We start from the raw sequence: 12,875 nt of genomic DNA, 5'->3' as shown, positions 1-12,875 counted from the left end.
AGGAGTATATGCTTTTGGAAAGATTCTATGATGCAATTGAGGTTCACAGGGAGGAGAAGATTATCTATGTCAGGTTTCTGTCTCCCCACAGGGTGATATCCACCTGCCGTGTGGACGGCGGACTCAGGGATGACCTGGAGTATATCTACAATCACCAGGCGTGTGAACCAGCTGGACACTCCCATGAATCACACAGGAGAATGAGCTCTGATCCGGACGGATACAGGAGGTCTATATGTGAGCGGTATGGGCTTCCACCTGAAAAGAGCGCTTCCCTTGGTACTGCAGCAAACATGAATAATGCGGCCATAGTGTCGGAAAAATTTCGTGACCTGGGGGTGGTTGCTGTATGCACGGGGGGAGTTGAGACGAATGCAGGCAGGATTGGTGATCCGGCTTCAGTATATGAAAGCAACGGTGTATTTGAGAAACTGGGGACAGCTCCGGTGGCAGCTCACGGCACCATTAACACCATGCTGTTCATCAACAGGGAACTGACTCCTGCGGCAATGGTGCGTTCAGTGATAACCGCCACTGAGGCCAAGACAGCGGCCCTTCAGGAACTTGCCGTGCCTTCGCGCTATTCGGATGGGCTTGCCACGGGAACAGGCACGGACCAGATCGGGATTGCCTCCAGGCTGGACACCGGTGCCCCCCTCACGGGGGCGGGCAAGCACTCCAAACTCGGTGAACTGATCGGCCGCTCGGTCCTTCAGGCAATAAAAAAGACCCTGTCATTGCAAAACAAGCTCACTCCGGAGGCCCGATGTTTTGCCCGTGTTCACCTGGAGCGTTTCGGGCTCAGCATGGACACCATGTGTGCAGGTATTACCGGCTATCTTTCAGAAAAAGAGGCTGAACTTTACCGCAGGAATTTTAATTCCATAAACAACGATCCGCTTACAGTAGCGGCAGTTGCAGCAATAGTTCACCTCAGGGACAAGATTCAGTGGGAGATACTGCCGAAGAGTTGTGTGCCCGAAATTCTTTCAACCTATGGAGCACAGATTGCTGCTGCGCTCTCAGGGAAATATCACCGTCTGGAATACTACAGAACCGCCCTGTCAGGAGAGTCCCGGGGAATCGGAAGAGAGAGTTTTCTGGACCTTGTTTACAGGGCCTTTGCCCTGGGGTTCAGGGAGAAGTGGGGTCAAGGCGGGGAATGAAGTATATGTATGGATTTTGTGATGAAAGGTTATTTGAGGGGAATGGAGGTTTTTAATCTCAGGATTTAATCATTATCTTACCGTGATTCAGAGATAAGAGGTTTTAAGGAGAGAGATGATAAACCCCTCACTCATTCTCGTCCCGACATCCAGTCGGGACTCCGAGGGAAGTATCACGCTTCACCATCCAGGTGAAGCTATTGTGATACTTAAAACCGTTCAGGGTTTATCATCTCTCTCCTTTACAGTGCCCGTCGCTGTTTTGTCGCTGGAGGCGGGTATATATGATGAACTCGTAAATAGTCCATTATAGTCATTGCAAGGAGCAAAAGGTTAGAGATGCAAAATTATGGTGTGATAATATCTGTCCTGATTCATATGCTTCTGCTTTCGATCCCGTTGTCTGCAACAGTCACTCACTTTTCAGAGCAGGGCTTCGGAAATATAAAGATTTCCATAATTGACGGCAGCGTCAGCCCGGCAGGTGACCGTAAGGTCGCTGTTTCCGGAGCGGCAAAAAAACGTGTTGAGAAGAAAAAAGAACCAAAACCTCCAAAGGTAGAGGAAAAGGCTGAAGAGAGAGTTCAGCAGAAAAAGGAAACAAAGACCGTGGCAATAAGCAGTGAGACTGACGCGGCGTCGGAGGCAGAAGAAACAGATGTTGTCAGGCCTGCTGAAAAAAAAGAGGAGACTGAAGTCCAGACGGTTGCAGAGCCTGAAGAGGATCGGAATCAGTTGGCTCAGGAGATGTTATCCGCCCGGGCAGAGGACTCTGAGCAGGGTGCGGTCTCTGCTGTTAGTGCTCAGGATTCACTGCAGGGTGAGTTCTCCGGCAAACCTTATCTGACAGAGATCGGCTCGGCAGATAGCCCGGCGTTTGTCAGAAGGGTACTCCCTGAGTATCCATGGATAGCAAGGAAGATGGGAAGAGAGGGGAGGGTGCTGCTGAGGCTCACCATTGACGAGACAGGTCGGCTGCTCAACGTGGTGGTTGTGGAGAAGGCAGGTTTTGGCTTTGAACGTGAGGCGGTCAGGGCGGTCAGGCTCTCAACGTACCGGCCGGCTGTAAGAAATGGAATGCCCGTAAAATCCGAGGCGTTGTTGTATGTGAAATTTGAGTTTGAAGAACGTGAGTAGGTTTTGTTTATGGAGGTGCTGAATGATTGATTTTATCTTAAAAGGCGGCTTTCTGATGTATCCGATACTGCTGTGCTCTGTTGCAGGTCTTGCAATAATTATAAACAAGGTAATTCAGTACAGGGGAATTTTCAGATCAATCGAACGTCCCCTGAACGAGGTGTTGAAGACAAGGCCCCTGATTTTAATGCCTATCATCAAAGGGCTGGAAGTGGGCTGTGATGAACAGGAATTGTCAGTGGTCGGCACAAGGCAGGTAAGGGAGACGGAACGGGGACTCAGCTGGCTTGGTCTGATTGCAACAATCACACCTCTTTTGGGACTCACCGGTACGGTTATCGGGATGATAAAGGCATTCATGGTCATAGCGACGAGTACAAGCGTAAATCCATCCATGCTTGCCGGTGGAATCTGGGAGGCCCTTATCACCACTGCGGCCGGACTCCTGGTGGCCATCCCGATCAGTGTGGGGCACCACTATCTGGAGAAACAGGCCGACGATATAGCATTCCTCCTGAAGGAGATAACCATAAGCCTTTATATGAGGTGCAGGGATGGAGTTTGAGCGGAAAAGGTACAGTCATTCACACATGAACATTGCACCTTTGGTGGATGTGGTCTTCCTGCTGCTCCTGTTCTTCATGCTCACCTCCAGCCTGGTGCGGGAGCCGGTTGTAAAGATAAAACTGCCCGAATCAAAGACCGCTGCCACAGGGCAGGAAACAATAAAGACAATAACAATCACACGTTCAGGCAGGATTCTCTTTATGGACAGGGAGGTGAGTCTGACAGGGCTTCAGGAGGTTGTGAGGGAGGGGGCAAAGGATTCCCTGAGGATAAAGGCAGACAGGGATGCAAGTGTCGGCCTGCTTATGAAGGTGATTGACGAGGTGAGGCTTGCCGGGGTCAGGAATTTCAGTGTGGTGGCGGAGAAAGCCGAGTAATCGTTCAGGTACAATCAACTTGACAAACAACGTATTACAATGTAAACATAAATGAATGGTCTTCTATGAAAAGGATATTAAAAAGGCTGTAAAGAGAGGGAGTTTATCAAAAGAAATCTTTAAAAGGTTTAATAATATTTTCATTGCATTGGATATGACTAATGATCTGGGACTTTTTGATATAAAAAAACTCAAGTCTTCAGAAAAAAGAGCATACTATCGTTTGCGGAAAGGTAAGTATAGAGCAATATTTTACATGGAGGATAAAGATTATTATGTTATCTCTATTGCTAAAAGAGAGGAGGTATATAAAAGATGGGAGTGATATCTGTCAGATTAAATAAAGAGGAAGAAAAAATCTTAAAAGAATTATCCGACAATCTGGGTATTGATAAATCAACCTTGATAAGGAAATCAATACTTGAATTATATGAAAACCTGTTGGATATGGAGGTGATTGAAAAGTTCGAGGAAAAAGAGAGGAAAGGAAAGGCATCTTTTATTACTGCTGAGGATGTTCTGAATTAGCAAGGCAATTCTGGAGTAGGGTCTGCACCATCCTCTCGGGCGGAATACATCTCCTCAGCATTCATTGAGCTTCTAACGAGCGGTGCTGAGGCGACAAAGCTGAATCCAAGTTCCAGGGCAACCTCCCTGTATCTGTCGAATACCTCTGGACGCACATACTCTGTAACCGGCAAGTTCTCCCTCCCCGGTCTCAGGTACTGTCCGATTGTCAGTATCCTGCATCCAACACTCCTCAAGTCTCTCATTACAGAGATCACCTCGTCGAAGGACTCCCCGAGTCCAACCATCAGACCCGACTTGGTTGGTATTGACGGTGCCGTCTCCTGTGCTGCCTTCAGCACTTCAAGGGACCGCCTGTAAACGGCCTGGGGCCTTACCTGAGAGTAAAGCCGCGGTACTGTCTCGATATTGTGATTAAAGACGTCAGGGCGGGCCTTGAGCACTGTCTTCACTGCATCCCTGTTGCCGAAAAAGTCAGGAGTAAGTACCTCTATCCTGGCCTTTGGAAGATACCTTCTCACCATCGTTATCGTCTCTGCAAACTGACCGGCACCTCCGTCAGGCAGGTCATCACGTGTAACAGAGGTTATAACCACATATCTCAGCCCCATCTCCTTTGAGGCAAGTGCGATCTTTTCGGGTTCCAGGGGGTCCGGCAGGGCAGGGCGGGAGGAGTTCACGGAGCAGAAGCCGCAGTTTCTTGTGCAGGAGTCACCAAGTATCATGAACGTGGCCGTAGGCTTTGAAAAACAGTGTCCCTTGTTGGGACAGCGGGCCTCTTCGCAGACTGTGGAGACTCCATGTGACCGGAGGACCTTTTTGGTTTTGTGGTCACCAATAACTTTTCCGGTCTTTATCCATTCAGGCAGTCTCATGTTTGTGGTTTAAATGGTTACGGTTACAAAAGCGTAGACATTACTGCAATATAAATCTGTTGGTTTATAAACCTAAAACAGGAGGGGATTTAAAGGGTGCCTGCAGGAACTGCAGGCACCTCCAGTAGGTCAGTCTAACCTGACAACGTTTGTAGCCTTGGGACCTCTTTCGCCTTCAACAACGTCAAAGGATACCCGCTGGCCTTCTGCAAGAGTCTTGAATCCATCTCCCTGAATAGAGGAGTAATGAACAAAGACATCTTCCCCATCATCCTTCTGGATGAACCCGTAGCCTTTGGTCTCATTGAACCACTTAACCTTTCCTTCAAAAGACATACGACAAAAGCCTCCTTTTAAGATACTAACGCCTGATAACAACAGGTTTCTTTTTTATACATGGTTGAGGGCATTAAAGTCAAGTGAAAAATGTTTGGAGAAATGTAGTCTACATTTTTATTTTTGGTATAAAAAATAATACAATAAAGAACATGACAGGACTTATTGAATCTTTCAACATATCATCCTCTCCCTATGTTAATGCTGCGATCTCTGTTCTGGCCTTTGTGGTGGTGGCAAAGATTGCCGACTTATTTGTGGACAAGGTTCTGCGTCGGTTTTCAAGTTTCACGAAAACAGAGATTGACGACATAATAATAGACCTTATCCATTATCCGATATTCCTGACCATAATCCTGATTGGCCTGATTAATGCCGTTTTATACCTGAATCCACCTCAAAAGATTATATTTTATTCGAATGGCTTGCTTTATACGGTAATTACCTTGATCTGGACTATAACCATAATAAGAATAAGCAGGCTGATAGTTAAACATACCATCAACAAGGTATCCGATGTGACCGGATTGGGCAGGGATATCGTACCGCTGGTTGAAAATATCGCCAAAGTTGCCATAATAATTGCCTCCCTGACAATAATACTATCTTACTGGAAGATAAACATCACCCCCCTTATCGCCTCAGCCGGTATTGCAGGGGCTGCCGTGGCCCTTGCCGCAAAGGATACGATAGCCAATTTTATCGGGGGTGTCAGTGTCTTTATAGACAAGCCTTTCAAGATCGGGGACTACATTGTGCTGGATGGGGGGGAGCGGGGGGAGGTTGTGGCAATAGGGTTGAGAAGCACGCGGATCAAGACAAGAGATGATATATTGATAGCCATCCCGAATGCAATCGTTGCAAATACAAAGATTATCAATGAAAGTGCGCCGGTACCGAGATTCAGGGTGAGGATACCGATTTCAGTGGCCTACGGAAGTGATATTGACCTTGTTGAGAAAACCCTGCTCGATATTTCCCTTGAGAATAAAAACGTTCTTGATTCTCCTGCCCCGAGGGTAAGGTTCAGGGAATTCGGGAATTCATCGCTGAGATTTGAACTCCTGTGCTGGGCCAGGGAACCCGCTGTTCGGGGGCTGACAATTCACGAGATAAACAGCTCCATATACTGGAAATTCAGGGAAACCGGCATAAGAATTCCATTCCCCCAGAGGGATGTTCATATTTACAGGGAAGGCTCTTCGGGAAACTGATTGGAATACTGAAATGAGGCAGAATAAACCATCCCGAAAGCTTTCGGGAAGGCACAGAGAAAAACAAGATATTTTCGGGAACTCTTCAGGAAACTGAGAGAAACAACAAATAGTAGAACAAACCATCCCGAAAGCTTTCGGGAAAGCACAGAGAAGCCTGTATTCAATTTGGAATTAAAAGACTCGGTTTATAAACTCGGTAGAACCAAACAAAGGATTATGGATTTTCAATGAATGACAGAAAAAAGATACTTGTAAGGGGTGTAAACTGGATTGGTGATGCTGTGATGACATTGCCATCCTTCAGGGTTCTGAGGTCTGAATATCGTGATTCAGAGATTCATCTCATGGGAAAGAGGTGGATTGCCCCTGTATTTGGAAAGGACCCGAATATAGACAGATTTGTTGAGTATAAAACGGAATATAGCGGTGTTATAGGAAAACTGTCTGCCTCCGGGGATTTAAGAAAGGGCTGCTATGATTCTGCTTTCCTTTTTCAGAATGCCTTTGATGCCGCCATACTCGCCTATCTTTCAGGCATACCGGAAAGAATCGGTTATAACCGTGACGGAAGGGGTTTTTTATTAAGCAGGGGCATTCCTGTAACAGCAGAAACAAAGCGCCTTCACCACGTTCTTTACTATCTGAACCTCCTGAGGGGGGCTGGTCTTAAGGCCGTATACAGACATCCCTGGATATACCTGGACACTCATGAACGGCTAAAGGCAACAGAGGTGCTGGAAGGATTATGCAGACCCATTGTTGTATTAAATCCGGGAGCCACCTATGGTTCGGCAAAGAGATGGCCGGAGGAGAGCTATGCAGGCCTTTCAGAGATGATAATCAGGAGGCTTGGCGGAAGTGTAGTGTTAACAGGATCTGAGGCTGAAAGAGGTATAGCAGATAAAATAACGGGTATGATAAACCATGACCTGACAGCAGCAGACCGGGTTATGAACCTTGCCGGGATTACATCGCTCAGAGACCTTATTGCCATACTCTCGCAGGCAGACGCGGTTGTCTCAAACGATTCTGGCCCCATGCATCTGGGTTATGCAGTCGGTACCCCGCTTGTGTCGATATTCGGTTCCACTGACCCTACCCTCACAGGCCCTCCATCGTGTGTACGTCCCGGAGATAACGGCTTTGACTCAGAAATAGAGTTTGGCCTGAGTGATGTTGTGCTCAAAACAGACCTGGAGTGTTCTCCCTGTTTTGAGAGGAGATGCCCCAGAGGTGATGTCCTTTGTCTCAGACAAATTACACCTGAAGAGGTTTTTGATGCGCTTTTGCAGATTGTACCGGCAAAACAGGCGGTCTTTTTTGACAGAGATGGTATCCTCTGCCATGATGCAGATTACCTCAACAGGATGGATGACCTTAAAGTGTTTCCTGATGTAAAGATGCTAACCAAGCTGAAAGATAAAGGTTTTTTGTTGATTGGAGTGAGTAACCAGTCAGGGATTGCAAGGGGAATAGTTGAAAAAAAGTTTACCGAGAGTGTAAATAATATTTTCCTCGAAAGATACGGGTTTGATGCTTTTTATTATTGTCCTCACCACCCTGATGACAACTGTGCCTGCAGAAAGCCATCTCCCGGCATGTTACTCAGGGCAAGGAGTGATTTTAATGTCGACCTGCGCTCCTCGATAGTTGTTGGTGATAAGGGTACGGATATGGAGTTGGCAAAAAGTGTCGGGGCAGAGGCTATACTTGTAAGAACCGGCAAGGACTCAAGCTCAGGCTATGCTGACAGGGTTTTTAACAACCTGAGAGATGTGGTCGGATATATACTCGAAAAGTAAGGCGCTAAAAAATCTTTCTGAATGCAGAGATGTGGAGTTCTTTCCCTTGAGCTATGGCCCTTGAGGCATATTTTGTTGTTCTGATATCGGACAGCTCTGTTTTTGATGGCTGAAAGCCGGTAGTGAAAGATTCTGCTATCCCTTCGGCATAGTCGTGGTGGTCTGTAGCTGTTACAATAAATCCACCATTTTTCAGTTTTGAATAAATAAGCCGTGAAAACTCAGGCTTGACGAGTCTCCTCTTGTTGTGCCGTTTTTTTGGCCACGGGTCGGGAAAGAGTATATAAATTCCGTCTATGCTTTCATCAGGAATATTTTTTTCAAGAACCTTCCGTGAGTCATCTATAAATATACGGAGGTTTTTCAGGTAAGGGCCGTCAGAGGTGTTTTTGTGCTGGACGATTTTTTTCAGTAATTTGGCAGCACCTGTTATGTAGAGTTCGATCCCGATAAAATCAGCATCAGGGGTGCTTATCGTCTTTTCAAAGAGGAAGTCTCCGTTGCCAAACCCTATTTCAACATACAGTGGCGCCTGCCTGCCGAAGATTTCAGCAGGGTCGATAAACCCGTTGGATTTGATCTCAAGCCGGGGAAGGACTTCCCTGAGGATTTCCCAGTCGGCCTTTCCCATCCTTCCTGTTCTGCGGCCGTTGGTCTTTAAGCTGAACATATTAAATGTATTTGTCATTAATGGGAAACCGTTTCCGTTACCACGTGCCAGAGGTCTCCAAATGACCTTGACGCCTCTTCTGCATATGCATTGTTTGTGAATACCCCGAAGATGCTGGAGCCGCTGCCGCACAGCAAGGCAGCAATTGCCCCCTGGTTCAATAGCCTGTCCCTGATATCTTTGAGTTCAGGATACAGCCTGCATACCGGCTCTTCAAAGTCATTACCGAGGACTTCAGGCAGCCTGTCAATCGGACCGTACTTGAGTATCTTAATGAGCAGGTCCAGCCGGGACCTGTCCATCTCAGAATATTCTGCTACTTCTTTGTAGGCAAGGGCAGTAGATATACCGTGTCCAGGCTTTACAATGAGCAGTGTAATCTCCTTCGTTGAAGCCTGCAAGGGTGTAATCACCTCTCCCCTGCCTTCAACAACGGCAATGGGGCCGTTCAGGAAAAAAGGCACGTCCGAGCCCAAACTTGCGCCCAGCTCTGTTAATGTCCTGAGGTTAAGCCCTGTCTTCCACAGGTTGTTTAATCCAAAAAGTGTAGTGGCTGCATTACTGCTGCCGCCGCCGAGCCCAGCCTGAAGGGGTATTTTTTTTAAAAGTTTTATCCTGGCTCCTGAAGAACAGGAGGTATGTTTCTTCATAAGTGCGGCAGCCTTGTAAACAAGGTTCTCTTCCATTGCAATCTCAAGGTCCGACTCTATCACTATCTCCCCTTTTGTCTCTTCAAAAGAGAGTGTATCACTGAGGGCAATCCTCTGCATGACGGAATAGATGTTGTGGTAACCGTCTGCTCTTTTGCCGAGGACCTTAAGAAACCAGTTTATCTTTGCAGGTGAATAGAGTGATGTCATTGGCAGGATTGTAGGTTAATAGTTATTTGCTGGATAATTCTTCCAGCTTTTTCTCGACCCGCTCTTTAAGGCCTTCCTCTTTTTCAGAGTAAAGAAGGGCCTTCCTGTATGCCTCAATGGCCTCTTTTTCATTCCCTATGGCTGTAAGCACATCACCGAGGTGCTCGTAAACCAAAGGGTCATCCTTTACTGTCTTTACAGCCCGTCTGAGTTCTTTCAGGGATTCTTCGTATCTGCCGAGTTTATAATAAACCCAGCCAAGGCTGTCAATAATGTAACCGTTACCCGGCATAAGAGAGAGGGCTTTCTGTATCATTGATAATGCCTCGTCGAGTTTAATCCCTTTATCAGCATAACTGTACCCAAGGAAATTAAGTGCATCAGCATGGTCTGGATTGAGGCTTAAGGTTTTTTTGAGAAATTTGACCATGTCATCGAATCTCTTCTCTTTTTCGTAGACAACTGCAAGATTAAAGTAGAGTTCGTCATTTTCTCCAAACCTTTCAATCGCCTCCTTAAGCGTCTTTTCAGCAGCTTTGGTCTTGTTAAGTTTCAGCAGGTTTGATGACTTGTATATATAATATTCAGGTTTGGCGTCAATTGCAATTAATTCATCATATGTCTTTATTGCATCCTCGTATTGTCCGGAGTCTGAATAGATGTAGGCCAGATTCAGGAATGCCTGGATATTTTTTGGGTCCAGGGCGAGTATCGCCTTGAGCTCATCTATGGCCATGTCGTATTTTTTGAGTGTGCCAAGGGCAAGGGAGAGGTAATACCTTACTGCAAGGTCATCAGGTTTTGCCTCTATCACGAGCCTGAATTGATCAATAGCCTTTTCATACTCTTTATTGTCAAAGTACAGAAGCCCGAGTCTTTTATGTATCTCTGTGTTTTTGGGAAATTGACTGCTTATCTTTTCAAGCTCATCTATGGCTTCCTGCAGTTTGTTCTCTTTTATGTATAACCTCGAAAGTCTTTCTCTGGCCTGAAAATTAAACGGATTAATTTCCGATGCCTTTTTGTAGTATTTTATTGCTTCATCGTTTTTACCCCTGACCTCACTGATGAGGCCGAGCCTGTAAAGGGCGGCGTCAAAGTCGGGCTTCAACTCAAGGCATTTTTGAAAATACGTCTCTGCCTTTTCAATATCCTTCATATCAAAATAGACCGACCCAAGATAATAAAGGGCCATCAGATTATCCGGCCTCTTTTCAAGAAATTTTTCGAGGACATTTATGGATTCCGGGTACTTTTTTTCAGCGGCATAGAGCATACCCAGGAAGAGATGCGCCTCAGTGTCAGCTGGATCAATCCTGATTATCCTTTCGTATATCCTGATGGCATCGGCGGTTTTTTTCTGACCATTATAAAGCTGTCCAAGGAGTCTGAGGGCGGGCAGGTAATCAGGATAACTCTTTATTACCTCTTCTATCTTTTCTGTTGCAGCCTTTACCTTGCCGGTTCTGAGCAGGATGCGTCCAATCTGTACTTTCAGGTACGGAGAAGCAGGGTCAAGTTTTGACGCCTCTTCGTAGTATTTGAGTGCTTCAGCCCATCGGCCTTCCATCTCGGCCTGATAGCCGAGGATATAGTTCAGGGAAGATTCCTCATTGGCTGTTGATGGAATCCCGGCCTCTTTGGTGCTGACTGTTTCAACCACTGTCCCGGTAGCCGGCTTTTTTATTACCGCAGGAGTTACACAGGAGACGAGGGTGAGTGATATAAGTAATAACAACAACCTTTTTTTCATCCTGTCATTATCTCATAAAATTAAACGGAGGGTCAAATTAATCACGGAAGAGTCTGTGGCTTGGGTTTCGCTGTTATCCATTAGTAAGGATGTCGGGGTTCAGGTGTGGAAGAAAGAGGGCATCCGGGAACTCCTTCATGAACTCGGTGTCAGTGTTCATTTCCCTGTAGGTAATCATTGAGCGTATCTTTTCCACTTCCCTGTACAGTTCGCCATTTGTGAGTAACAACTCAGCCCCGTTGAGCGAGGAGTTATTGGCGGGGATATATTTCTCAACAGGTATATCAGGAAGCATCCCGATACCTATTGCCTTCCGAACCCTGACCCCTGAACCGAGAGCTCCTGCAATATAAAACCTGTCTATATCTCTGAACCCAAGACCAAGGGATTTAAGCAGTACATGAAGGGATGTAAACATTGCTGCCTTTGATCTCAGAAAATTGTTGATTTCCCGTTCACTAACCTCTATCGTTGCTCTTTCAGTGCGTACGACAACAAACGAAGGGCCGTTTTCTGTCTTGATTACCCCTGCTGTATCCCTGAATCTCCCCATACTGTCAATAATGCCTTTTTCAAACAGCTCTGCAATCAGGTCAATTACACCCGAGCCACAGATACCAGCCGGCGGGGTATCTTCAATGGTTTTATATCTTACATCATGAGTGACAGGATCTATGTCAACCCTGTAAATGGCCCCTGGCTGAGCCCTAATGCCTGCACTGAAAATCCCCCCCTCAAGTGCAGGACCCGCAGCCCCGGCGCCTACGAAGAGCCAGTCCTTCATGCCGACCACAATCTCTGCATTTGTTCCCACGTCAATAAGGACAGTCGGGGCCTCAGCCTTATGAATTCCGATAGAGAGTATTCCCGAGATAATGTCGCCGCCTACATAGCTGCCGGCATTCGGAAATGCATAGACTACTGCTTCGGGATTTGCTGCAAGGTCAAGCTCACCTGCTTTCAGAAAATCAGGTGAATGTACAACAGGGATGTAGGGTTCAACCGGAATATTGCTCACATCAAGGCCGAGCAGAAGATGGGTCATTGCTGTATTTGAAGCCACAGTGACAGCAAATACCCTTGGGGTCTTTATCTTTGCGTCATCCGCGAGTGATGCGATTATACTGTTCAGGCCACCAATAACCGCCCTCTGCAGTTCTTCAACCCCACGGCTCATGGCAAAATGCATCCTGCTGAGAATGTCATCGCCATAAACGGTCTGGGGATTCGTCATGTGCTTCTCTGAAATCTTTTTTGAGCTTTTTAAGTCAAAAAGGGAGGCGACTATGTTGGTGGTGCCGATATCAATGGCAATGCCGAAGACCTGTTCTGAATCTATTTCCAGTAATCTGGTGCAGGGTCCGGTTATGCCGAAAACAGGCTTTATTGCAAAATTCTTCTCCCTCAGCACCGTGGGCAGGGCCCTCATCAGCTCAAGGGGAACATGAATGTCCTCTATGGCAGCGGTCTCACTGAGTCTCTCCACATCTGCCCTCTTGTCATCAGGGGAGGGCAGGGGGAGTTTTAAGTCTAAAGAGAAGCTTAAAGGTTTCATCCTATAATATTACAGGATTTGTCTCGCTGATT

The 12,875-nt window shown here is 46.6% G+C and carries 14 protein-coding genes; 8 read left to right on the top strand and 6 right to left on the bottom strand.

What is annotated here, in order from left to right; genetic code table 11:
* Positions 1-8 precede the first annotated feature (8 nt).
* From VST71_02015 to VST71_01990, 6 genes are all read left to right on the top strand, one after another.
* Positions 9-1,166, top strand: a complete 1,158-nt coding sequence (locus VST71_02015) for an adenosylcobinamide amidohydrolase (protein ID MEC4684495.1) — start codon at positions 9-11, stop codon at positions 1,164-1,166.
* Between the two features lie 339 nt (positions 1,167-1,505).
* A complete protein-coding gene (locus VST71_02010; GenBank protein ID MEC4684494.1) occupies positions 1,506-2,303 on the top strand; it encodes a TonB family protein in 798 nt (265 codons plus the stop codon).
* 22 nt (positions 2,304-2,325) lie between these two features.
* A complete protein-coding gene (locus tag VST71_02005; GenBank protein MEC4684493.1) occupies positions 2,326-2,868 on the top strand; it encodes a MotA/TolQ/ExbB proton channel family protein in 543 nt (180 codons plus the stop codon).
* Positions 2,858-3,247, top strand: coding sequence for a biopolymer transporter ExbD (locus VST71_02000; protein MEC4684492.1), 390 nt, complete (start codon positions 2,858-2,860; stop codon positions 3,245-3,247). The genes VST71_02005 and VST71_02000 overlap by 11 nt, the downstream gene beginning before the upstream one ends.
* 55 nt (positions 3,248-3,302) lie before the next feature.
* Entirely contained in the window at positions 3,303-3,572 is a 270-nt protein-coding gene (locus tag VST71_01995) for a hypothetical protein (GenBank protein ID MEC4684491.1), read from the top strand.
* The gene (locus VST71_01990; GenBank protein ID MEC4684490.1) at positions 3,563-3,775 is read left to right on the top strand and encodes a DUF6290 family protein; all 213 of its coding nucleotides are present in this window, start codon (positions 3,563-3,565) and stop codon (positions 3,773-3,775) included. The genes VST71_01995 and VST71_01990 overlap by 10 nt, the downstream gene beginning before the upstream one ends.
* Here VST71_01990 and lipA read toward each other — a convergent pair.
* Positions 3,772-4,650: a lipoyl synthase gene (gene lipA / locus VST71_01985; protein MEC4684489.1), complete on the bottom strand. Its 879-nt coding sequence runs from the start codon at positions 4,648-4,650 to the stop codon at positions 3,772-3,774. The genes VST71_01990 and lipA overlap by 4 nt on opposite strands.
* 129 nt (positions 4,651-4,779) lie before the next feature.
* Positions 4,780-4,986, bottom strand: a complete 207-nt coding sequence (locus VST71_01980; protein MEC4684488.1) for a cold-shock protein — start codon at positions 4,984-4,986, stop codon at positions 4,780-4,782.
* Positions 4,987-5,069: 83 nt separating this feature from the next.
* Here VST71_01980 and VST71_01975 point away from each other — a divergent pair, with 83 nt between their 5' ends.
* Complete coding sequence (locus VST71_01975; GenBank protein ID MEC4684487.1) at positions 5,070-6,200, top strand: mechanosensitive ion channel domain-containing protein; 1,131 nt, start codon at positions 5,070-5,072, stop codon at positions 6,198-6,200.
* 230 nt (positions 6,201-6,430) lie between these two features.
* Positions 6,431-8,005, top strand: a complete 1,575-nt coding sequence (waaF, locus tag VST71_01970) for a lipopolysaccharide heptosyltransferase II (GenBank protein ID MEC4684486.1) — start codon at positions 6,431-6,433, stop codon at positions 8,003-8,005.
* 4 nt (positions 8,006-8,009) lie between these two features.
* Here waaF and trmB read toward each other — a convergent pair whose 3' ends face one another.
* From trmB to VST71_01950, 4 genes are all read right to left on the bottom strand, one after another.
* Positions 8,010-8,693, bottom strand: a complete 684-nt coding sequence (gene trmB / locus VST71_01965) for a tRNA (guanosine(46)-N7)-methyltransferase TrmB (GenBank protein ID MEC4684485.1) — start codon at positions 8,691-8,693, stop codon at positions 8,010-8,012.
* A complete protein-coding gene (ispE, locus tag VST71_01960; GenBank protein MEC4684484.1) occupies positions 8,693-9,535 on the bottom strand; it encodes a 4-(cytidine 5'-diphospho)-2-C-methyl-D-erythritol kinase in 843 nt (280 codons plus the stop codon). The genes trmB and ispE overlap by 1 nt, the downstream gene beginning before the upstream one ends.
* Positions 9,536-9,557: 22 nt before the next feature.
* Entirely contained in the window at positions 9,558-11,288 is a 1,731-nt protein-coding gene (locus VST71_01955) for a tetratricopeptide repeat protein (GenBank protein ID MEC4684483.1), read from the bottom strand.
* Between the two features lie 73 nt (positions 11,289-11,361).
* The gene (locus VST71_01950; GenBank protein ID MEC4684482.1) at positions 11,362-12,843 is read right to left on the bottom strand and encodes an ASKHA domain-containing protein; all 1,482 of its coding nucleotides are present in this window, start codon (positions 12,841-12,843) and stop codon (positions 11,362-11,364) included.
* Positions 12,844-12,875 lie beyond the last annotated feature (32 nt).

Source organism: Nitrospirota bacterium, assembly GCA_035873375.1.
In the GTDB taxonomy this organism is placed as follows: domain Bacteria; phylum Nitrospirota; class Thermodesulfovibrionia; order Thermodesulfovibrionales; family JdFR-85; genus BMS3Bbin07.
The sequence above is the reverse complement of the archived record's forward strand: the minus strand, read 5'-3'. Positions and strand labels throughout refer to the sequence as shown.

Excerpts from the sequence above, each read along its gene's own strand:
- VST71_01995 (MEC4684491.1), top strand. The coding sequence starts at position 3,303 with ATGGTCTTCTATGAAAAGGATATTAAAAAGGCTGTAAAGAGAGGGAGT.
- VST71_02000 (MEC4684492.1), top strand. The coding sequence starts at position 2,858 with ATGGAGTTTGAGCGGAAAAGGTACAGTCATTCACACATGAACATTGCA.
- VST71_01950 (MEC4684482.1), bottom strand. The coding sequence starts at position 12,843 with ATGAAACCTTTAAGCTTCTCTTTAGACTTAAAACTCCCCCTGCCCTCC.
- waaF (MEC4684486.1), top strand. The coding sequence starts at position 6,431 with ATGAATGACAGAAAAAAGATACTTGTAAGGGGTGTAAACTGGATTGGT.
- trmB (MEC4684485.1), bottom strand. The coding sequence starts at position 8,693 with ATGACAAATACATTTAATATGTTCAGCTTAAAGACCAACGGCCGCAGA.
- VST71_01990 (MEC4684490.1), top strand. The coding sequence starts at position 3,563 with ATGGGAGTGATATCTGTCAGATTAAATAAAGAGGAAGAAAAAATCTTA.
- VST71_01980 (MEC4684488.1), bottom strand. The coding sequence starts at position 4,986 with ATGTCTTTTGAAGGAAAGGTTAAGTGGTTCAATGAGACCAAAGGCTAC.
- VST71_01955 (MEC4684483.1), bottom strand. The coding sequence starts at position 11,288 with ATGAAAAAAAGGTTGTTGTTATTACTTATATCACTCACCCTCGTCTCC.
- lipA (MEC4684489.1), bottom strand. The coding sequence starts at position 4,650 with ATGAGACTGCCTGAATGGATAAAGACCGGAAAAGTTATTGGTGACCAC.
- VST71_02015 (MEC4684495.1), top strand. The coding sequence starts at position 9 with ATGCTTTTGGAAAGATTCTATGATGCAATTGAGGTTCACAGGGAGGAG.
- ispE (MEC4684484.1), bottom strand. The coding sequence starts at position 9,535 with ATGACATCACTCTATTCACCTGCAAAGATAAACTGGTTTCTTAAGGTC.
- VST71_02010 (MEC4684494.1), top strand. The coding sequence starts at position 1,506 with ATGCAAAATTATGGTGTGATAATATCTGTCCTGATTCATATGCTTCTG.
- VST71_02005 (MEC4684493.1), top strand. The coding sequence starts at position 2,326 with ATGATTGATTTTATCTTAAAAGGCGGCTTTCTGATGTATCCGATACTG.